Source organism: Priestia sp. BR_2 (assembly GCF_041954005.1).
GTDB lineage: Bacteria > Bacillota > Bacilli > Paenibacillales > Paenibacillaceae > Paenibacillus_AQ > Paenibacillus_AQ lautus_A.
Genome location: NZ_JAVFHM010000193.1, coordinates 224879 through 247661 on the forward strand (window position 1 = coordinate 224879; position 22783 = coordinate 247661).

Here is a 22783-nt window from a genome sequence, read left to right on the forward strand (position 1 = left end):
AGCTTGCAGCAATAAGACAAACTAGCCTCGATTCTCGCAATCTCTTATGCATGTATATTCTTGTAATCAAGTGCTTACAAGAATACAAGCAACAAAATAAGAACGGGAAGTTTCTCCCGTTCTTATTTTGTGAGCACTTTTAATTCATGTCTTTTTGCCTGATCCGCATGTTTTCTTTTGTTTATGAGGCTTCCCGGCTTTTGACCAGGTAATTGTACATCAGCTCGGCTGCCATTGCCCGATTGGTAACGGCCTTTGGAGACAGCTTGCCTCCGGCGGTGCCTTGAATCAATGCGGCTTCAAGCATGAAATCCATCGCTTCCCGCGCATAACCGGATACGTCCTTCGCATCGGAATAACGATCCATGCCGTCTCCTCCGCCCGGCAACTCGCTTCCGGCCGCTTCCATCATCGCATGAAGCATGACGACCATATCCTGACGCGTGATCGAGTCCTCCGGTCTAAACCGGTTATCTCCCGTTCCATGAACCAGTCCCAGCTGCTTCGCAGTGGACAAATACGGCGTATAGTACCTGCTCCCCGCATCGGCAAAATTCATGGCGTCATCCGTTTTCCCTGGTTTGAAGCCGAAGGCATTCATGGCCATGACCAGGAAATCGGCCCGGCTGATCTTCTCCTGCGGAAGATATCGCCCTCCGCCTGCACCTTTTACAACGTCCCTGGCAGTGAGGTAATGAACGGCGTCCGCATACCAGCTGCGCGGGTCTATATCCCGGTAAGATACTTGCTTATATGCGATCGCATACGTGCCAAGCTTGCCCGTTTCAAAGGTCAGGGTACGATGCTCGACATTGTAATAACCGTTTAGGACAGCGGATTCGGATCCCATTGCATTGAGTCCCCACGCGACCAGCTGATCCAATCGCTCGTCAGCCTTGGCCTCATAATGGAGCGATACCTTTACAGGTGTGCTGCTTCCCGGCCACTCCACCGTCTTGCCATCGATCTGCAGCAGCAGCTCGACGATCGGTCTGTTCCCAATCCAGGCAAGTCGGTCCCCGGAAAGCCCGCCTTGATTGCCCGGACGAATCACGAGGCCCGTGAACTGCCCTGCTTCCTTCAGATTGTTCAGCATATTGGAAGGCACCTTCACGGTTGCCAGTGGGGTAACGATTTCGATCCGTTCATGTGCGTGGTTCCGGTTCAAGTACGCTGACGGTACCTGGATGACGATTTCGCCGTTAAACGTTCGTGCGCTTTCGTCCAGTTGAATCGTGACGGTCTTAATCCCCCGCCCATCTGCTGTTACGCTTTCGAAGGCTTCGCTGAGCTCCAATTCGCCGATGGCTGCCTGAGCCTTCCGACCGTTTATCGCAACATCCGCACTAATCGTTCCCGGTCTGGAAGCTCCAGTGGTCGGCGGTGTGGCACCTGGCTTGCTTGGGCCCGGTTGATTGCTGCCGCCTCCATTATTGCCGTTGTTTCCATTGTTTCCGTTATTGCCGCCACCGCCATTGTTTCCGCCGCCGTCATTGCCGCCACCTGGATGCGAGGATTTCTTTGTGGTCGTAAAACGATAGATTGGACTAAGCTGCCTGGCGCCGAATTCATCGGTAATATCCATATACCAATAATATGTCTCATCGGCTTCTCGTCCATTCCATACGGCAGAAGCAATTTCTCCGGACTTCACGTCTTTTTGCTCGCCAATCAGCGTATCTTTGTACACATTGACCGCGAAATAATCGGTTGCCACCCGTTTTTGAATATCCCTGAACGCAAACGGCTCCGTAAAATCCTCAATGGCGTCGTCAAAGAAATTATAATCGTCCAAGTAAGGCGAATACGTATCCACGTCCAGCGTGCCGGAGGTTGGATCGAATTTCAGCAGACGCAGATAACCGCTTCCTCCGTTCGGCCCTCCCTGATAATCCGCCAGCATTTCAATGACCTGTCTTGACGATCCGTCCGGATGCGTCACCGTTTTCACGACCCGGTTGGCAGCATGATAATGGCCGCTTAGCACCAGCTGCACGTTTTTGTTCGGCGCAATGACCTGGTCAAAAACGCGCTGCGCCATACTGGACAAGGTTCCGTTGCTCTCCAGATAAGCGTGCATGCCCACGATCGCGATGCGGTCCGCATGCTTCTTCAGCACCTCGTTGGCCCAAGCGATCGTCTCCGGTGTATCCTCCAGCCCGAAGCCGATATAGAGGAAAATAAAGTCGTGGCCTCCGAACGACACGAGGTCGTAATGGTTGCGGTTGTTATCCATTTCGCCGCCATACCATGGATTGTTCTTGTACCGGTCGGCCCCGACATATTTCCCGTAGTAGGAGTAGTCCACGCCGTCAATGATGACGTCGTGATTGCCCGCCAGCACGCCATACGGTACGCCCGCTTCGTCCAGCTTCTTCAAATTCCGGTCGGCTACGGCCCACTGCTTCTCGTCGTCGGCCACGTTCACGATGTCGCCGGTATGGATCACATAACTGAACAAGCCCTTCTCATATTCTTCCGTGATCCAATCGCCCAGCTTATCGAAAATGTCCGGGTACGATTCCGCGTAATACTGGGTATCCGTAAACCATAAAATGTTGAACGGCGCATTCGCGCTCTTCACTTCATCTTGGACCATGGCCTGAATTTTGCCGTTTCGCACGTAACGGCTAGGATCCACTTCCGCTGTCAAGACGATGTCGGATTCGGCTTCGTCACCGGTGGCCGACTTCAGTGCCGTCCACTTTCCGCTCTCATAATCCCAAGCATACAGCGTCACGATACGGCCCGGAAGCGTGCGCCCTTGCCAGTGCAGCTCTACGGTATCCTGTTCCGACCATGCTTCGTCCAGCTCGATTTCGAATCGATGATAAGGGAACCCGGAATCCGTATCCGTGATAAGATACTCACCGTCCGGATAAGCCATTTTCTCGGCTTCCTCCTTGCCGATCCCTTTCTCTCCGTCCGGCGCCAGCACGAGCGGAGGCTCCCGGTCTGCAACGTTAAAATGGCCTTCGATCCCGTCTTCGCGGGCAAAGTCATATTTATCCCCTTCCAAGAAGCGAACGTCCATCGAATCTCCGCTCGGATCGCTGAGTCGTGCTCTTAGGCTCGGATTCAAACCCACCTTCTCCGCGAAATCGGCTGGGGAAACCTCGCCCGGAAGAAGAGGTTTCTCCTCTTCGATCATAAAGGTGCGAGAAATCTCCGCCGAATTGCCGGCCCCGTCGAGTACGGTCACATTCAGAATATGCTCGCCCGGCGAAAGCAGCGTGGAAGATGTTTCATAAGGTAGCGTGATTGACTCGCCATCTAGCTCCGCCGTAATGCCCGTTACGCCTGTTAAGTTATCTGAAGCGACCACATCCAGCATGAACGGCCCTTTGAGCTGTATGGCGTCGGTCAATAATTGCCCTTCCCCATACGATATCCCTTCAATCTCGGGTGCGGTGTTGTCCACAGTCACGTCGACGGACTGGAAGACTTGACCGTTCACCGACATGCTCAGCGGATATACCCCGTCCTTTACCGAAGCGGTGTCGAGCTCGGCATATCTTGCCGTGAACTTGTCTTGCGGAATCGGAAAATGGAAGTCGCTGATCATCGGCTTGTTCGGGTTGCTGCCGTAATCCGCATCGCCGAATCCGTAGTACGTATCCTCCCGGTAATCCACGGTCGACTGCCCAAGGTTGCCCAGGTAGTTCAGTACCTTATCCGGTTTGACCACCGAACCGTCCGGCAGCACAAGATGTAGATTCATCACTTCAAAATCATCATGGTTGTTCTTGCCGAATACCTTGTCATGGTCTTTGACTTGATATGGCGCATTCTCATTTCCGGTATGCACGGAAACCGTTGTCCCGGTGACGAACAGGTCAGGAGCCATATCGAACATCGACCAGGCGCCGTCGATGTATTTGGGCAGGATGCGGCTGAAAAATACCGTCTCCCCGCTTGCATCCAGCGCGCTTGCCGACGCTTGGTAAATCTGATCGATCCCCCGGGTCTGCATGCCCAGCTGTACCCTACCCGGCAGTGCCTTGCGAAGCGGCAGCGGATTGACCTCAAAGCGAACTTCGATGTCGTCTTCAGCCCGGGAGCCGTAAGCATAGAAGGATGACTTTCCGCTGATCATGCTGCCGTTTGATAAGGACAACCCCGGCTCCGGCAGCTCCGTTCCCGTATTCTCTTCGTTAACCGTTAGCAAGCCGCCTCGGGAGTTATATGGAACCCGCGTGCGGTTGCCGCTGCCGTCGGCAGCTTCAATGATATACCGATAGACGCCGATCTCATTTAGCGTGATCGTGCCTTGATAGACGTAAAGTCCATTATCTTGGGACGCAAGCGTCAACGCATGCTTGTCCGTAAACGCTGTCGGCTCCTCGGAAGCCGCTCCAATCAGCACTTCAATGGAAGCAAGGGGCTCATCGCTGATCACGGAAACCGGATAAGCCTGTCCCTGGCCCAAGTTATAGGCGGTCTGCTCATGCTGCAGCGTCGGGGCAATCATGTCGACACCTGCAACAGGCGGCACCTGAACCGGATCAATGCTCCCAGGATTGGCGTACATCCGATTATCCAGGCGTTTCATGGTCGTTCCTGCATCCGGATAGGCATATCGAACTACCGCATTGCGGACGTCGTTGACCAGCCTGTCCGGGCTGTCCGGAGTGCTGGGATCGTACCAGGCCTGTACGATGTACGAATTGGCTTGTCCCGGCGCGGACAAGGCAATCCCGCGATGCAGCGAATTCGGAAGATTGAAATCCGAAGCTTTCGAATTATCGTAGAAAATAATATCGTTGTCGTTCAGCATGCTGTTAAAATGCAGATTGAAGTCCGCCGTCGTCGTATACCCCTTGCCGTTAGCCACGGCTTCCTTCGCGAACCAGATAACCGCTGCGCTGTACGGCTCGATCGAGGTATGATCCGGTACCTTCCAGCTCTTAGGCGCCGTTGTGCCCGGATATAGATACCAGAGGGTGTAATCCTTGAGGTCCAAAACCTGATCCGAGTTATTGTAGATTTCAACGTATTCGTACTGGTTGCCGCTTCCCCACCGGTAATCCCCGGCCGGGTTCGGAAGAATTTCGGTAATTAGAATACGCGGTACGTCCCCGCCTGCAGAAGCTCCGGTTAAAGCCGTTTCATAATCGACGGATCTCGACTGCTGAAACCCATCCGCTGCCTCGATATAATACTGCAGCTTATCCCCGGTCAACTGATCGGCCGGAATGACCGCATCGAATTGATCACCGCCCCGATCGATCATGTCGATCTGGCTGTAGGGACTATGGACCGCCGTTTTGTAATACATCTTAACTACCAGCGCATCTCCGTCCGCGTCATAGACGCTTGCGCTGACGGTCAGCAGCTGTGTCCGCTCGGTAAAGGCAATGGGCGTGTGATTGATTTCCGGCGCACGATTGTCAAGCGGCGATAGCTGGCCCAAGTCAACGATTCCGGCGCTAGGCGCAGCTTCCCTGGCGTAAGGAATCATCGCCGAACCGCCGGGAGGCAGCTGAAGATGTACACTCTTGCCGTCGCCGACATCATTGGCAGTATAATAGAAGCCGCTGATCACGGCGGCGTCGTCGTCTTTTCGGGTTATGTATAAGCCGCGGTCCGTATTGTTGAGGCCATCCTGTCCCCGTAGCTTGAATACCGGTACCTGGTCGGGAATCGAATGATACCGGCGGAAATCGGATTCCGTCAGGGCAGCGGCTGCTCCGGTAATGGATGAGCTTGTCCGTTCCACCCAGAGCACGGCCGGGCTGTCCGCCGGGATGACCACCCCATCCGGATTGCCGTATACGGTGTCCGTTACCGTCAACGTCTTCACGCCCGTATTGTAGTCGTAACGCATGTTGAATTCGTCATTAAACGAGATCGGCGCTCCCGATTGATTGTAAACCTCCACATATTCGAACAGGTCGGCCCCGCCCGCGCCTTCGATCGTCTGCTGATTCGACCGGTCATCGGGATAAATTTCCGAGATCAACACCGGCATTGCTCCCGAAGGGGCCGCATAGGCCGAGTTGCTTGCAAGCGCAAGCTCAAACAAGCTGCTGCCAATCAGTATGCCGGATAATAATCCGGCGATCCATTTTCGCTTCATGTGCTCCTCCTATTTGCTTTATTTCTCTAAAATCCTAAAGCATAAGGGTCAAGCGAATATTAAATGTAATTGCGTGTTTCGTAAACGAATTCTGAATAAAAAAAAAGCCATCGCTAAGAACGCGATAGCTTTAAACTTCATTTCATTATTTATTGAAAGTGACCTTCTCCGAACCGCCCTCAAGAATGACCGACGTGTCCCGCGGCTTCGTTTCGGCGATTTTGCGGCCGCCTCTGAACGAGTAGAGCACTCCGGCCTGTTTGCGTATAGCCTCATATTCGTTCTCGGCTTCAAGAACGATGAAGTTCGCAGGCTTGCCTTCTTCAATACCGTACACGTCCTCGATATGCAGCGTTCTTGCACTGTTTTTCGTAATGAGATCGATCGAATTCACGATTTGATCGTAACCGAGCAACTGCGAAGCATGGATGCCCATGTGAAGCACCTGCAGCATGTTGCCCGTGCCTAGCGGATACCATGGATCAAAGATATCATCGTGACCGAAGCACACATTAAGACCGGCTTCCTGCAGCTCTTTGACGCGAGTCAGCCCTCTTCTTTTCGGATATGTGTCAAAGCGTCCCTGCAGGTGGATGTTGACCAGAGGATTGGAGACGAAATTGAGGTCCGCCATCTTCAGCAATCTGAACAATTTGTAGGTATATGCATCATTGTATGAGCCCATCGCCGTCGTGTGGCTTGCCGTGGTGCGGGAGCCCAGCCCGCGTTCGTAGGCTTCTTTGGCGACGACTTCCACGAAACGGGATTGCTCGTCATCAATCTCGTCGCAATGGATGTCGATGAGCCGGTCGTATTTTTCGGCGAGGTCAAACGCAACCTTCATCGATTCAACGCCATATTCCCTCGTGAATTCGAAGTGCGGAATGCCCCCAACCACGTCAACGCCCATTTTCAGCGACTCCTCCAGCAATTCCGCGCCGTTCGGGTAGGAGTGAATGCCTTCCTGCGGAAAAGCGACAAGCTGAATATCGATGTATGGTGCCATTTCTTCTTTCACTTCAAGCATCGCTTTTACCGCGGTCAAGCTTGGATCGGTGACGTCCACATGCGTTCGTACATGCTGGATGCCCTGTGCCATCTGCCACTTCAGTGCCGTTTTGGAGCGCGTCTTGACGTCTTCATGCGTCAGGAATGCCTTGCGTTCAGACCAACGCTGAATGCCTTCGAACAGCGTTCCGCTTAAATTCCATTCCGGCTCGCCTGCCGTTAACGTTGTATCCAGATGAATGTGAGGCTCAATGAACGGCGGCAGCACAAGCGAGCCGCCCACGTCAATGACTTCCTCATTCGCCGTTGCTTCCAGCGACTGCGTGATTAGCTCAAACCTTCCGTCCTTCACGACGATATTCCACAAACCTTCTTTACCCCGCAATTTTGCGTTCTGTATAATCATTGTTTTTCCCCTTTTCTTTGGATTCTTTTGCAGGAGCGATCAGCATCAACACAATGTAGGCCACCGCCGTACCGATTAGTGCGTTCAATGGCGTTATGCCTGGAGCAAGCTGAGCGAACGCCACGCCGATAGCCCAAGCCAGCATCGCTATCCAGTTTACCTTCTTGAAAGTCATGTCGGCAAATGGCTTATAGTTTCTGCGCTTCACAAAAAAGTAGTCCGCGATGATGATGGCCCCGATGGACGGTACCGCCGCGCCCAGCACATTGAGGAACCCGACGAAATTGTTGTACATCCACATGGCAAATAGGGTACCCACGATGCCGTTTACGATGACGAAGAATTTTTTCGATATTTTTGTGATGTTGGCAAATCCCAGTCCGGAAGCGTAAAGAGCGTTATCATTGGTCGTCCAAATATTCAGCCCCAGTACGATGATCGCGGGAATGATCAGCCCTTGCAGGAACATGACCTCCGAGATATCTGCCAGGTTATAAGCCATGGCGCCAACCGCACCGAACAGGAACATGAGCGAATTCCCCAGGAAGAACGCTATGACCGTGGCGGTAACCGCCTGCCTCGACGTCCGGGAGAACCGTGCAAAATCGGGCGTCAAGGTTCCACCGCTAATGAATGAGCCGATACAAATGGTCAGTGCCGCTGCCGCGGTCAGTGTCTGTTCAGGCGTGTAATCGAGCAAGCCTTGCAGACCGCCCAGCATATCTGCGCCTTTGAACATGGAGTAACTGCCGAGAATGGTAATGGCCGGAACCGCGATATAACCCAGAATGACCAGCGACTTCATGCCGAAGATGGCCGATGCCGTCATCGCGAGACCAAACAGGAAGATCAACAGGTACACGTTCCAATCCATCGCTTTGGCAACCGGAATCGCGAACATGGCCACGCCGACGCCGAACCATCCGACCTGCGTGAAGCCAAGCAGGAATGATGGCAGGTACGAGCCTTTCTCACCGAACGCGTATTTTGCCAGCAAATGCGTGGAAAGGCCCGTTTTTGCAGCGATATGTGCCAGCGCTCCTGTGTAGATACCGAGTGCCAAATTACCCGCAAGCACGATTCCAATAAACTCCATGAACGTCAAGCCGACTCCGAGCGTCCCTCCCGCAAGCATGCTTGCCGAAAAGAATGTGAACCCTAACATAACGGATAACGTCTTCCAAAAATGGTTTCTCTGCGTTTTCGGTACCGCTTGCCACGAAAACTCTTGATCTTGTTTGCTCATCAGAATACCTCCAGGTTAAAGTGTTCTGATACCAAAGAAGCAGAAAAAAGAGGCTACTCGTCAAGTCTTCACTGACAAGTAGCCTCTTTCATTACATCATAACCCGCGCGAAGACGCAGAGCATCCCTGACGGAATACGCTCTGAATCACGCGTGATTATAAAAATCCGCTGCCCTTGCCAGCCTCTCTGGACTGAATTAAAGGTACCAGTATTCAATTACATTCTATTATTTTGGAAAAGCCTGCAGTTGTCAATGTTATAATTATCCAATGGTTAAAATCCTCTTAAGTATCTTTAATGCGGAAGGATATCGTAAAACTCAAGAGCACGAAGATACATTGGAGAGACAAAGCCAATAAGATCGTTGTTCTGCGACTCTAGTAGTTCATATGGGTTTTGTACTTTTCTTCATCACTCCACGTGTACTTATTAGGTATAGATTTCTGTAACTATTCTAATTGCATCCTTAGCTATGATGAACGAATCACAATTAAGAACATCATATACATTCAGCGATTTGGCATCAGTTGTCTGCACATCCGGAATGTTATTTGCACTTTTATACACGATTTGATCCGCCTCAGGTGTTACAATAAGCACTTTCTTATTGGCATAAAGAGCTGTAAGCATGGCAATGATCGATTTTGTCCTGTAAGTTTCAAGTTTAATACGGTCAACTACGATGAGTTCGTTATCTTGCACCTTGGCGGATAAAGCTGATTTAATCGCAAGACGTTTAACCTTTTTATTAAGGCTATAACCATAGTCACGAGGTTTGGGACCAAACGCAATCCCTCCGTGACGCCAGTGCGGCATCCGAATGGAACCCGCCCTCGATCTGTCAATTTTATTTTGCTTATAGGGTTTTCTACCCCCACCTCTAACTTCGCCACGGGTTAAAGTCGAATGCGTCCCACGTCGCTTGTTCGCTAGATGGTTAACAACAGCTTCATGCAGTACCGATTTGTTGGGAATCACCCCGAAGATGGATTCTTCAAGCTCCATCTCACCCGTAATTTTACCTTCCATATTATAAATAGAAACGTTTAACAATCTTAGCTACCTCCTGATTATCATCATAAATATGTGGATTTTTTATGGGAACGTATAGCTCAATAGTGAGCAGAAATAATGATAATCAGTTGTTTTGTTAGATTTAGAATATCAACTTTTTCTTCCTGCTCACTTATACTGCAATCGAAGTATTTACGATAACATCCATCACTTCGACCCCCTCCTGATACATTTTTTTAAATGGGTTATCCCCATGTTTCTCTTACATCTTCACGATAACAGATCGAAAATGTATGCTCTATATACAAAACGATGCTGTAGTATTTTTTATTCGTTAACGTAAGCTGCATCACATATAAGTGGCTGCTCTGAATTCCCGTTTTTTTGCATTAAAAAATCCCTTCAAGTAACAGTGCTGGATTTTAGCACGCTTGAAGGGATTCGTAGGTAATTATTTCTGATAAATTATTTTTCTGATAGCGTAGGTTGATAAAAAGAATGATTCTGAGAGTTCCTCGACTGAAGCGCCAGATAAATACGCACCCACAATAGCATCATTTCTTTGGTTAATTTCTTTTCGTGCGCCAGACAGCTCTCCCCAGACTTTAAATTCATTTTTTCTAGCTGGTATATAGAGGTATTCGCCTTGGACATATTCCTGTAATTGTTCTACTAGTTCCTCCGGCAAGACGACAGAAGCATTAATATATCTCACGAACGACTCACTCCTTGAAATTATTGTTCAAGCAGCAAAGCCAGTTTCTATTTTTTTGGCTGCTCCATGCAAATACTCAAAACCGGCTCTGCATGGAGAATCACATGTGTTATAGATGTATTTTTTAAGAACATTGTATTCCTCCTGGTTAGTTGATCGACTTATTAAATGTTACCGTTTGATCCATATAGTTGACCGCATGCTGCGTTGATGTCTGATCCGAATTGGGTCCTCACGGTGACATGGATTCCCTTTGACTTCAAGATTCTAAGGAACATATTGATGCTGTTCTGATCCGACTCTACAAAACTTTGTGATGTGGCATCAGTGGAATTGTATGGAATTAGATTGACGTGATATAAATGTTCCCACGACCCTCTTCCACGCAACAAATCAGCAACGGCTTCAGCATGTTTAGTTGAATCGTTGATACCCCTTAGCAGGATATAAGCAATGTAAACCTTTCGCTTTGTTTGCTGAATATGCTCGTCCAACACGGTCATAACTTCTTCTAATGGAAAATGATTGTTAATGGGCATTAACTCGCTTCTCTGATCATGAAATGGTGAATGAAGCGAGAACGTTAAATTAATCTGTGGAAATTCCTTCGTCAACTTTTTTACTCCAGGTAATAAACCTATGGTAGAAACCGTAATCCTTCGATGTCCTAAACCGAAAAGTTTAGGATCCGTCAGCACATGCAAAGCATCAAATACATAGGGATTTGCAAGTGCCTCTCCCATTCCCATAAAAGACACACTGTCCAAGGGATGGTTATTCAAAGTAAAATAAAGCAGTTGATCCGTTATTTCATCCGTTGTAAGATTCCTCTTCAAACCGAGTGTTCCCGTAGCGCAAAATGTACAACCAAATCCGCAGCCGCACTGCGAAGAGATACAATAGGATTCCCAGCCCGTTTGATAACTTAACCTTACGGATTCAATGTATTCATCGCCTGGGATAGCAAACAAAATTTTGCTAACTTGGTTGGATTTCTGCTCCATTTTTGGTGTGATGCTTAACACATTGTTTCCAAGCTCTTTGATTAATTCATTTCTTACAGGCTTAGGCAAATTGTTCATTGCTTCGAAATTTCCGATCTTGTTCTTGAAGATTGCCTCTGCTATTTGCGAATATCTATAATTCGGTTGATTTAGAGCCGATAAGATCTTACGTATTTTTTCATACTTAGATAAATGCTTCATTTCTATCTCCCTTTAAACGGAGAAAACGTAAAAAAGCACCAGCTTACCGGTGCTTTTTTGCGTACATTAACCTAACTATACCTATACAAAAATAAGAGACTAACTATAAATAAGTCGCTAACTGTATATATGCATAGAAGGATAAAGTTCCGGTATCTGATTTGTAATTATGTGAACCTTGTCAAACATCGCTTTACATGACAGGTTCACGTTTACATCTACAATCTCAGAAGCAGTCATCACTTTATCCCTCCCATTGTTCATCATCGTTATTACATGAAAAAAATTTAACACAAGATATATGTTTCGGTCAAGGCGAGTTAGATAGCAGGCATATTTCCTCCCCGCTTCGGACTTTTTATTGATCCTTCCTCATCTTCTATTGTTCAGTCGCGAACTTACGAGTCATGTTCCTATACTTTGTAGGTGAAATGCCTTTTTTAGCTTGAAATTGCTTAATAAAGTAAGTGTCATATTCGAATCCGGTATCGCGTGCAATTTCATCAAGCTTCATACCCGTATGTGTCAGAAGATCGCACGCAACGTTTAAACGATAGGAAAGCAAGTAACCGATAGCTGTATTTCCGCATCTCACTTGAAACAGCTTATTTAGCGTCACACGGTTCAAATGAGCGCAATTCGTCAAATCTTCCAACGAAATCTTTTTGGGATAGTTGGTGTGTATATATTCCAATACCAAATCAACCGGGGATTGTTCACTATTATGATTTAGATCCTCCAGTAAACCTAAAATTTGAATGAGGTATTTTTTTATTCTGCATACCCAGCGTTCATCACTTTGCGCTTGCACTTCCGTACCGAGTATGAAGAACCACTCGAATATAAGCGGGTATGCTTTTTCCGATACACGAGGTACACCAGAGTTTCGACCATCTCTTTGAAAAAGTGAAAGACCCCTTTGTATACTCGGACCCGTAGGAATGTAACTCTGCGTTTCGGAAAGTGTTACGGTGTTAAGGAATGCAGGGTGAAAACGAAAGGATTGCGCAGCCACGTTCTGTCTCTCAACGACTTTCATCTCATCTTCTTCAGCAAGACAAAGGACGCCCGGTGCGGAAATTTTAATTGGTCGTTCGTTTAATATCCCGCTTAAACTTCCTGACGTAATGAGAACCAGGGTAAGACGTTCAGGATAAGGAAGCACACTAAAATCTTCTGTTGCGGCAAATTCAATGTACACGGTGCGGTTTTTGTGACGGTCTACTTGCGGCATAGCAATCACCTATCAAATCGTATAGTCAGATGCTTCATTTAAGCCAGTGTACCACACATAGGTGCGGGATATAATAGCGATGTAACAACTAAAGGAGGAGATCCATATGTCGATGGAACGTTATCATATTCACGTCTCCGATGAGATCCTTGCCGATCTCAAATACAGACTTCATCACATCCGTTGGCCTGATCAGCTAGAACACTCGGGTTGGGAACGAGGCACGGAATTAAGCTATTTAAAGTCGCTGGTTTCGTACTGGCGGGACCACTACGATTGGCGGGCACAAGAAGCTGAGTTGAACCGTTATTCCCAGTATAGCTGCAATATCGATGACATGGATGTGCACTTCGTGCACGAGCGTGGAAAAGGACCTAACCCCATGCCTATTATTCTTACTCACGGATGGCCCGACAGCTACCTTCGTTACCAAAAAATCATCCCCCTTCTTACGGATCCGGCCAGCCATGGTGGTCATCCCGAGGACTCTTTTGATGTGGTTGTCCCTTCATTACCTGGATTCGGGTTCTCAAGCAGCCCCAAACAACCTGGATTCAACAATAATCGCGTCTCCGAAATGTGGGCTAAACTGATGACAAAAGAATTAGGCTATAAAAAATTTGCTGCCGCAGGCGGAGATATTGGCTCCGGTGTTACAAGATATCTGGCAGCAAACCATCCCGAGTTATTATTTGGAATTCACCTGACCGATATCGGCATTATCAGAAATCTCATGAATGCATGTGGTCAGGCTAATCTCTCGCAAGAAGAACTGCGATACAAGACAAGCGCTTCGGAATGGATTGCTCTGGAAGGTGGCTATATGTCGATTCAATCGACACGCCCCCAAACCCTTGCATATGGACTTTCCGACTCGCCGGCAGGTTTGGCAGGCTGGATGATCGAAAAATTCCGATCATGGAGTGATTGTAAGGGTAACCTCCAGCAAAGATTCAGCAAGGATGAGCTCCTCACCCACATTATGATTTATTGGGTTACGAATACGATGGGATCGTCAACACGCATGTATTATGAGAATTCACATTCATTACCGCCATTGGGCTATATCGAGGTACCGACAGGCATCGCATTGTTTCCGGAAGACATCTTGCTGCCGCCTAAGGAATGGGCCTCACGTAACTTAAACGTTACTCGCTGGACTTCGATGCCATCCGGCGGACATTTTACCGCCATGGAAGAACCTGAGCTTCTAGCTCGTGACATTCGTGCTTTCTATAAGCCATACAGATTGGGAAATAGAAATTAATCTAAATCAAAACTATTTCATCATGCAAGCTATAGATGAGCGCTCATTAGGATTCAACGGCCTTTACTGTTTCGTCTTTAGTGCTGTTGAAGCCTGCACCTCTGATCGTTCTGGTGGGTAGAGGGTAAATCGTTATGAGTTTCTCATATATTTCCTTTACCTCTGATCGATTATCTTTTTTTATATGGACTACCAAAGATTCGAACTCCTGAATGTCCTTCTTTCGATACAAGTCATATCCAAGCTCTATCGTTTCGGCAAGTTGATTGCGAAATGCTTGAGAAACTTCCGGTCTTTCGAGATACATCTTAATGGAGTACATAATATTGGACCCATACCGTTCTCCGGCTTGGCTTAATTCGTCGGTTCCTGAATCAGCATGGGGATTCATATTCATGGACTCAACAGCTTCTTTCGTTGCTATCTCTTCTCGGATGCGTGGATTGTTTTGTTCACTAGCGCTGCAACCGACACTACATGCAATGAACAACATCATAGTGATGCGGCCAGAATTTTTCACAAAACTCTTCAAGCCTGGTTCCTCCTCAAACTTTATATTGGTAGTTTACCAGGCCGAGGTTTATTTTTCTATAAAACCCATTATCTTCATTAGATTATGGTTTAGCATGCTGCCCATTCCATTCATTCGTCTTATTTTTGGCCCGTAAAGTTTTCTTGGATCTTTTTCAATCGTTCAAGATGTGGTTTCAACTGCCGCAGCATTTCCGCTTTATATGACTCTATTTGATCCTCGAAAAACATGTGATGTGCGGCATCCTTGAACGACATCATCGTTTGGTTTAACTCACGGAGTTCAGTCGCAAGCGAGCGCAAGGTTTCTCTGGTCTTGGCGTCAATTGTTTTTGGATTAGACTTCCAATACGAATAGCTTATTTGGTATAACGGTCGCCATGTCCTTGCCTGAAAAGCGAGAATAAACATGCCCTCCTGGTTATCCGTTGTCATTGCCGTATTATTAACTGAAAGCTTGGGAACCGCGTTGTTGGGGAAGGTATCGCTAAATTCAATGATCGTTAATAGCTGCTCATCGATTTCCTCCGCTTGGATCTTCGCCTTATCGATCCATTGCCGTATCTTGGCAGGATCTTCATTTTCCTTCGACTCGCTGATCGCCATCAGCGTATCAGCAAGCGGAATCGTTTCAGAAGCGTGCTTCACTAAATAGGCAAATGCCGAGTCGTTCTTCAGCTGATACAGGGAATGGAGCCCGTTGTATCTAACAGATGCCTGGTTTTCCAAATGCCTGTACACCGCAACGTTTATAATGATGATAATAATAAGTATTGGTGCGTAGATCTTTATGTGCTTAGGCAAAGCTGTACTTCCTTTCTGATACATTCATCTTGTAAGTAGGATGATTTAATTGCTGCTATATGAAGTTGCTAGTTATTTTTCGCGAATGTTAGTTCATATTGCAGTCGGAAAAATAGTTTAACATACCAATTCATCAACCCTAAATGGATAAGATATTCCATAAAAGTGCCTATTAGCTTAATAAGCAGTAAATGCACCTGACTTAAGTAACAACAAGAATTTATATACTTCAAACCAAAAAAGCCGCATAGGATGCGGCTTTAAGGTCTTCAAGTTCTTTTCGTCCAATCAAAAGAAAGTCCAAAAATGATCCGCCATGATTCCAATTGGTTATCCCGAATTTAATAGAAACTCCTCACTCCGCGTTTCGATGTACAGCCCGTAACGCAAAGTCATGAAGATTGCGGAAACGCCGGCCCAGCAGCTCATACCCCTCGGCTCCAGGGTGTAGGCCATCCGTCAGAAAGGCTTCATCCTCCGGACCGAACCACTTCAAGCCGTCCTGATAGTATAACTGGCGATCGCCCCGAGCCCTTAGCAGCTCCACGGCCTCGCGGATGAATTCCCGCATGATGGGCAGGGTGAAGCCCAGCGAATTGAGCTGCGTTTCGCGGACGGTGCCATAAATCGGAGAAATGACAAGCAGCGGGGTATCCCTGTGTTTGTCGCGTATCGTCTCCAGCAGGCCAATCAGCAGCGGCTTGAACATGCGAGGGCTTAATGTGCCCCCGCCATAGATGTTCACGCCTGCACATATCGAGATGAAATCGGCCGGCAAGTCGCGAATCAGACGCCCGATCATCGGTTCCATGTGGCAGTTGCCGGAGAAGCCGAGATTGGTCAAGCTGAAGCCGCAGGCTTCGGCGGCAATGGCTGGCCAAGCGCGGGAGGGGCTGGAAGCCCCGACGCACTGGGTAATGGAGCTCCCATACGTAATCCAGCGAGGCCGGGTGTCCGGCAGCGGGACTCCGACGGCATGGGCACAAGTCCGTAGGCCGGTGACGGTTATTCCTATATTTTGAGGGAGCCAAATCTCCACATCCTTGATTCCGTCCTTAAGTCCGCTGAACAAGGCTTCTGTTGCTCCGCCGGACAGGCTGAGCGTCTGGCATAGTCTACCTTCTACAACGCAATCCATGGCGGCGGCGTCCGCAAGCGGTGCAAAAGATACTGCCACCTCGGTAGAGTCCGTCCGCAGCCGCAGGCGAACACCGGCACATATCTCGGCTTTGCCATCGATTCCCCCAGGCGGATACAGCTCGTAATCCATGTAAGGAATACGCCACGGCTTGATACCATCCTCCCCGTGTTCGAGCGACACGGCACCGTGAAACCACTCATCCGTTAATGGAAGCTGCTTCACGGCGCATTCCCTCCCTTCTGCTTATCAGCCGGAATGAAATCTTCTCCCAGCCATACATCCTGCTCCAGCAGCCGCTGCTGAAGTTCGGCTACGGAAATGCCGCGAGAGCCGGTGCCGTCCCGCAGCGCCAATGCAGCCGCCGTTCCCGAGGCCTGGCCCATGGAGAAGCAGTTCGGCATCACCCGAAGGGAGCCTTGCACTGCTCGGTCCGAGGATACGCAGCGTCCGGCAACCCAAAGGTTGTCGATGCCAATCGGCAGCATGATCCGGTACGGTACGCCGTGTGAAACCCCGGGCGGCAGGTGGTTAAAGGTCATCTCGCTTTTGCTGTTGGCGAGATGAATATCGATGTAGTATGCGTTGCGGGCAATGTCGTCCGGGAAGGAACGCGCAGCAAGGAAGTCATCGACCGTCAGGATATAGTCCCCTTCAATCCGCCGCGTCTCCCGGATGCCGAGCTGCTCACCGCTCGCTACCATATGGGCGCGCTCAAAGCCCGGCACGTAGCGGCGGAAGAACTGCAGCTGGCGTTCCGCCGTGCGGCGCCCTTCGATCGCCCCCCGTGTCAAATCCTCGGCAAGGGTGCCGTCCACGCCGAATACATGGCCGAAGTTGACGCCTACCAAATAGTCGCTGACCCAAGCAAGGCCGGAGATCGACTTGCGGCCCTCCGGCAGCGCACCGTCCTCGATCGCCAGCTCCACCGTCTTGTGCAGTTGGCCCGTATCCCCGCTCTCCTCCAAGTACCGTCTGAACCTTGGACGGTCCACATTCGCAAGCAGATAGCACATGCTGCCGGGCTGAAGCTCGCCCGCTTCCCCGCCCTTCTGAAAAGGGGCTCCCGCCAATGCGGCAACATCCCCATCTCCCGAGCAATCGATAATATATCTGCAGGGGATGAAAGAACGTCCTGTTTTGTTAACGACAACGACACCTTCAACCTTCCGGCGGTCCTCAGACAAGACAACATCATAAACAAAGGTGTGATACAGCGGCGTCACACCGCTTTCCAGAATGGCATCATCATAAACCCGTTTCAGCACTTCGGGATCGATCGGCACCCAATCCAGCATCTCTTGATATTCCTCACGGTACTGAGGATCGCATGCCTGCTTCATCCGTTCCATCAATTGAAGGCCGAGACCGCGGATAATCGGCTTCCGCTTATCCGTAAAGGGACAGAAAGCCGGAACGAGCGCAACCGTGCCCATGCCGCCAAGGAATCCTCGCTGCTCCACCAGCATTGTTTTCGCCCCCCCTTTCGCAGCGGCAATGGCCGCGGCGATGCCTGAGGCGCCTCCGCCGATGACAAGCACATCCACCTCGCGGCTGACCGGAATGCTGGCGGATGGCAACGTAATATGTCCTTTCATAGAACCCCTCCCCATTCTGTATCAATATGTCATCATTACTTATGGACTGTGCCTTTCAGACAAAGATGCAGCAAATCATCTACATGCGCAGTCGCCAGGCATTCTACGGTATCGGCCGCGCCGTAGTAGATTTTGACTTCTCCGGTATCCTCCAGAATCATGCCCCCCGGAAAAATAACATGATTGCGGAAGCCCCCATCGGTCTCATAATCGGCTTCCGGGGCAAGCAGCGGCGTCTCCGCCATGCCGATGATCCGGCTGGGATCGGCAAGATCCAGCAGTAAAATGCCGGACGTATAGCGCTTCTTCCAGCTGTCCTCCCATCCGTTCTTCCCCCGGCTGCGATCGATGTCCACGGCATGGAACAGGGTCAGCCAACCTTTGTCCGTTTTGACGGGCGGAGCGCCTGGTCCTACCTTGTCATTGGCATAAGCAACATCTTCAACCGCCAGCAGCAGCTTGGAGTTGCCCCAGTATTTCAGGTCAGGCGAGTCGCTCATCCACATGTCGAAGCGGTCTATCCCGCCCCGGCTGTATACAGGCATCGGGCGCTCCAGCCGGACGTACTTGCCCCCGATCCGCTCCGGGAACAATACCATGTTGCGATTATCCGGCAGCGATAGGCTCAGCACCTCGAAGGATCTGAAATCTTCGGTGACGGCGATGCCGCCGCGCAGCCCGTGCTTGGTATCGACCGCAAAGCACATATAACATTGTTCGCCGATTACCGTTAGACGCGGGTCATACACGCGGATGACCTCTTCATCATGCCAAGACCAGCACGGTTCCGGCTGCACATCCCACTTAATGCCGTCATCGCTGAAGGCCAGCCCCAGATTCGTTGTATGATGAGGGGCGACAATCCCTTTAAGTTCATCACCGTAGTCATTGCGAAAAACCATCACATATTTGCCTTTAAATTTGGTAACTCCGGCATTAAAGACCAACGCCGGACCGTAGGGCACATCACCCGGTGTCAGAATCGGATTCGCCGAATGCCGGGTCATGATCGGGCTGGAAAACAAAGGTCCCACTATAATATCGCTCATATGCATCAAACTCCTTGTTTATGAATTATGAAATTAACCTTTCACTGAACCCGCCGTCACTTGAATAAAGGATTTGTTCGCCACAATATAAGCGAGAAGCATCGGCAGAATCGACAGGCATGCTCCCGCCATCATCAAATGGATCTGCATGGCCGCGGAAGAACCGTAACGAAGATTCGCCAGCCCGACGGTGAGCGTCTGCAGCTGAGGATTCGTCATCGTGAAGACCAGCGGCAGAATGTATTCGTTCCAGGCATGGCGGAAAGCAAACAGCCCGGCAACGCCAAGCCCCGGCGTCAGGAGCGGGAGAATAATCCGGAAGAAGGTTCGGACAAAGCCGGAGCCGTCCACCATGGCCGCTTCGTCAAGCTCGCGGGGAATCGCTTTGAAGAAACCCAGCAGCATAAAAAATGTGCTGGAATGGGCACTGATCAGAATCAGGATCACGCCCCACAGCGTGGTATTCAGGTTCAGCGCGACCATCAAATCGAATTGCGGGCGCAGCACGATCGCACCGACGGATATAAACATCATCGACGCCTGCGTCGTCACATACAGGGATTTGCCGGGAAAATGGCGACGGTCCACCACATAAGCCGCCATGGCAGCTACCAGCAGGGTGCCGGCGGTAACCATAATGCTGACAAAAGCGCTGTTCCAGGTATAGCGGGCAAAATTAGCCTGCTTCCAGGCTTCGGCATAGTTGACGAACTGCAGCTTGGCCGGCAGCAGGCTCCCGCCGGTCATCATTTCGGCGCCGGTCTTGAGCGATCCGGACAAAGTCATCAACAGGGGAAATAATGTCAGTATCGCCGTTATCAATAAGAACAACCACATCACCGTACGGCCCGCAATTCTGCCTATGCGACCGGAAGGCGGGCGGGCGGCGATTTGGCCGCGCGCATCCGGCTGTTGGGGTAATTCCTGTTCGTTCATCTGCTGATCCTCCTGCACGCCTGCAGCCATTCATGATCAATCGGTCTGCGGCGTTGTTGTCAAATCGTAAGGGCCTTCGCTAAGTTGGCGTCCATTGTTGCATATAGTGCTTGTTCAAAAATCATGTTAAGTGGGTTTTAAAAAGAAACTCTAATAAAGCTTGTTCATTTTACGGCTTAATAAGAAATACAAACCCGTGATCGCACCCACAATAACAGCGGTTGCGAAGCCAACGGCGCTGCCGTATCCAAGCTGCTGCTCCACAGGCGAACCCGTGGAAACCGGAAACAACAGTTTATACAGATAGAGATACATGACCTCGGTTTTGCCGATCGGTCCGCCTTCCGTGATCAGCATAATGCTCTCATAGCCTTTCAGGGATGCGATAATCGCAAGCATAATGACCAACTGGGCAACCGGAGCCAGCATCGGAAGCGTAATGCTCCAGAACCGTCTTCCTGCATTCGCGCCGTCCATGGCCGCACTTTCGTACAAATCCTGCGGAATGCTCTGCAAGCCAGCCAGAAACAGCAGCATATAGTTACCGACCGCGCCCCATACCGCCACAAGAATGACCGTAAGCATCGCATGCTTTGGGCCGAGCCAGTCGATGGGCTGCGAGACAAGATGCAGCTTCATCAATACGGTGTTTACCATCCCGTTATAGGAATTGAAGATCGTATAGAACACCACGGAGATAACCGCGGTGCTGATGATCGTCGGCATAAAATAGATCCCGCGCAGCAGATTTCCGCCCCGCAGCTTGCCGTTCAGGATGACCGCGAGCAGCAGGGACAACGGCAGCGTCAGCAGCAGCTTGCCCCCGGCATAGATAAAGGTATTGCCAACCGATTCCCAGAACAACGCATCGCGCATCAGCCGACGGAAATTGTCCAGCCCAACGAACAGCGCATCGCCATACCCGGCATAGTCATAAAACATATAACGCAGCATCCATAACAAGGGATAGATACCCAGAGCCACCGTCAAAATAATGCTGGGGGACAGAAACAGAGCATTCTCCCCCAGCCGTCTCCATTTAATACTCACGATTCGTTCCTCCTTCGGGGAAAGAAAAGGGGCATCCGCCAAAAAAGTGTGCGGCAGCCCCATCCTTGCCTGTTATTCTCCCTGCGGTTTCGTTGGATCAAAGGCAGGGATCGGCGTTACAGTGACCTCGCCTTTCTCCACCGCCTTGGACAATGCGGCGTTGTATCTTGTGTTTAAATCCTCCGTAATCGCTTTCAGGTCTTCATCGGTAAGGATATATTTGAAGAAAGCGTCAGCATAGGTGGAACCCTCCGGAGTAACGTTTGGCGAAGCAGGCCAGAGCGAGTCATGTTCCCCGACCAGGAAGCCTTCCATGCCATTGATCTCCGGATCTTTAGCCTGTTCTACAATGCTTGGCACAATGGCAATACCGAAGCCTTTTTCATGATAGGTCTTCAGAACCTCATCGCCGTACATATACTGCATGAATTTCCAAGCCGCTTCCTTATTGGCCGATTGGGCGCTGATGCCGAGCCACGTTCCGGCGGACACGATTTCGGAAGTTCCCTTGATCTCACCGTCCAGCGTTGGAGCCAACGCGCCCCCCCAGTTGATTTCGGTCGGGAATTGATCCATGTACACCCCCGGCTCCGTTGAGAAGGAAAGATACATCCCGATTTTGCCTGCGGCGAACTGGGCGCGCAGCGGGTCGATATCCAGCGCTTCCGCTCCAGGCAGAATGCTTCCGTCTTTATGCATTTGCTTGAAATATTCAATGACCTGCGAGTAAGGCTCGAAATCGAATTGGCCTGTTTTCAGATCAAAGCCAAGTCCCTGATAACCGCTCAAGGAAAGAATCTCCCGGACGGAACGGTCAAATGCTTGCTTCGGATTTTTGAAGTTCAGCGCAAAACCATAGATGCCCTCGGCTTTGCCGACTTCGGTAATTTTCTTGGCATCCTCCACCATTTCCTGCAGCGACTTCGGAGGATTCTCGATGCCCGCTTTGGCAAAAAGATCCTTGTTGTAGACTAGGCGCATGGTGAGGCCGGTATTGGCGAGCGAGTACACCTTGCCGTCAAAACGGTTGACATCGTCGATCAGCAGGCTGCCGAACTTCGCTTTCAAGTCATCGGTAAAATACTCGTCAATCGGCGCGAGATACCCTTTTTTGACGAATCCGGATGTATTGGCGCTCTTGAGACGCAGTACATCCGGCGCTTGGTTGCTGGAAAATGCAATGTCGACGCTTTGCGCGTAATTCTCTGACATGACGGTCAATTCCACCTGGATGTTATCGCCGTTAGTTTCGTTGAACTTGTTGATTAATTCCTTGATATACTCCTGGTCATGACGGTCGTCAGTCCAGTATTTAAGCTGTACGGGTTGGCCCGTCTCGGTTGATGGTGCTGCCGTTCCGCCGTCAGGCTTGCCATTCGTCGTACCGCCATTGCCATTGTTGTTGTCGCTCCCGCCGCAGCCTGCGATCCCGGCGGCCAGAATGAGGCTCAAGCCGAGGCTTAACCATTTTTTTCGCATACATTCTACCCCTTTGATTAACG

16 protein-coding genes are annotated in these 22783 nt (G+C 50.1%); 1 reads left to right on the top strand and 15 read right to left on the bottom strand.

Features of this window, described 5'->3' with window-relative positions:
* Window positions 1–181: 181 nt before the first annotated feature.
* The 7 genes from RB298_RS14355 to RB298_RS14385 form a co-directional block, all read right to left on the bottom strand.
* Window positions 182–6079 (bottom strand): S-layer homology domain-containing protein, encoded by a 5898-nt coding sequence (locus RB298_RS14355; protein ID WP_486047421.1) that lies wholly within the window; start codon window positions 6077–6079, stop codon window positions 182–184.
* A gap of 145 nt (window positions 6080–6224) precedes the next feature.
* Window positions 6225–7493: a cytosine deaminase gene (locus RB298_RS14360; RefSeq protein WP_486047422.1), complete on the bottom strand. Its 1269-nt coding sequence runs from the start codon at window positions 7491–7493 to the stop codon at window positions 6225–6227.
* Window positions 7462–8739, bottom strand: a complete 1278-nt coding sequence (gene codB, locus RB298_RS14365) for a cytosine permease (protein ID WP_096773937.1) — start codon at window positions 8737–8739, stop codon at window positions 7462–7464. Before codB ends, RB298_RS14360 begins: the two co-directional genes overlap by 32 nt.
* A 430-nt stretch (window positions 8740–9169) precedes the next feature.
* Window positions 9170–9793 carry a 50S ribosomal protein L4 gene (gene rplD / locus RB298_RS14370; protein ID WP_096773938.1) on the bottom strand — a complete coding sequence of 208 codons (624 nt, stop codon included), beginning with the start codon at window positions 9791–9793 and terminating at the stop codon, window positions 9170–9172.
* A 412-nt stretch (window positions 9794–10205) separates the two neighbouring features.
* Complete coding sequence (locus tag RB298_RS14375; protein WP_096773939.1) at window positions 10206–10469, bottom strand: CD3324 family protein; 264 nt, start codon at window positions 10467–10469, stop codon at window positions 10206–10208.
* A 164-nt stretch (window positions 10470–10633) separates the two neighbouring features.
* Complete coding sequence (locus RB298_RS14380) at window positions 10634–11674, bottom strand: Cfr family 23S rRNA (adenine(2503)-C(8))-methyltransferase (RefSeq protein WP_096773940.1); 1041 nt, start codon at window positions 11672–11674, stop codon at window positions 10634–10636.
* A 379-nt stretch (window positions 11675–12053) separates the two neighbouring features.
* Window positions 12054–12908, bottom strand: a complete 855-nt coding sequence (locus tag RB298_RS14385) for a helix-turn-helix domain-containing protein (protein WP_096773941.1) — start codon at window positions 12906–12908, stop codon at window positions 12054–12056.
* 106 nt (window positions 12909–13014) lie between these two features.
* Here RB298_RS14385 and RB298_RS14390 point away from each other — a divergent pair, with 106 nt between their 5' ends.
* Window positions 13015–14175: an epoxide hydrolase family protein gene (locus RB298_RS14390; RefSeq protein ID WP_375119977.1), complete on the top strand. Its 1161-nt coding sequence runs from the start codon at window positions 13015–13017 to the stop codon at window positions 14173–14175.
* A gap of 46 nt (window positions 14176–14221) precedes the next feature.
* Here RB298_RS14390 and RB298_RS14395 read toward each other — a convergent pair whose 3' ends face one another.
* From RB298_RS14395 to RB298_RS14430, 8 genes are all read right to left on the bottom strand, one after another.
* Window positions 14222–14707, bottom strand: a complete 486-nt coding sequence (locus tag RB298_RS14395; RefSeq protein WP_096773943.1) for a hypothetical protein — start codon at window positions 14705–14707, stop codon at window positions 14222–14224.
* A gap of 119 nt (window positions 14708–14826) precedes the next feature.
* On the bottom strand, window positions 14827–15510 hold the full coding sequence (locus RB298_RS14400) for a hypothetical protein (RefSeq protein ID WP_486047423.1): 684 nt from the start codon (window positions 15508–15510) through the stop codon (window positions 14827–14829).
* A gap of 355 nt (window positions 15511–15865) precedes the next feature.
* The gene (locus RB298_RS14405) at window positions 15866–16873 is read right to left on the bottom strand and encodes an SGNH/GDSL hydrolase family protein (protein ID WP_486047424.1); all 1008 of its coding nucleotides are present in this window, start codon (window positions 16871–16873) and stop codon (window positions 15866–15868) included.
* A complete protein-coding gene (locus RB298_RS14410) occupies window positions 16870–18246 on the bottom strand; it encodes an FAD-dependent oxidoreductase (protein ID WP_486047425.1) in 1377 nt (458 codons plus the stop codon). The genes RB298_RS14405 and RB298_RS14410 overlap by 4 nt, the downstream gene beginning before the upstream one ends.
* A gap of 35 nt (window positions 18247–18281) precedes the next feature.
* A complete protein-coding gene (locus tag RB298_RS14415) occupies window positions 18282–19295 on the bottom strand; it encodes a glycoside hydrolase family 130 protein (RefSeq protein WP_096773947.1) in 1014 nt (337 codons plus the stop codon).
* A 33-nt stretch (window positions 19296–19328) separates the two neighbouring features.
* Window positions 19329–20231 (bottom strand): carbohydrate ABC transporter permease, encoded by a 903-nt coding sequence (locus RB298_RS14420; protein ID WP_213578805.1) that lies wholly within the window; start codon window positions 20229–20231, stop codon window positions 19329–19331.
* A 150-nt stretch (window positions 20232–20381) separates the two neighbouring features.
* Entirely contained in the window at window positions 20382–21281 is a 900-nt protein-coding gene (locus RB298_RS14425; RefSeq protein ID WP_375119984.1) for a carbohydrate ABC transporter permease, read from the bottom strand.
* A 72-nt stretch (window positions 21282–21353) separates the two neighbouring features.
* Window positions 21354–22760, bottom strand: coding sequence for an ABC transporter substrate-binding protein (locus RB298_RS14430; protein ID WP_375119985.1), 1407 nt, complete (start codon window positions 22758–22760; stop codon window positions 21354–21356).
* Between the last annotated feature and the right edge of the window lie 23 nt (window positions 22761–22783).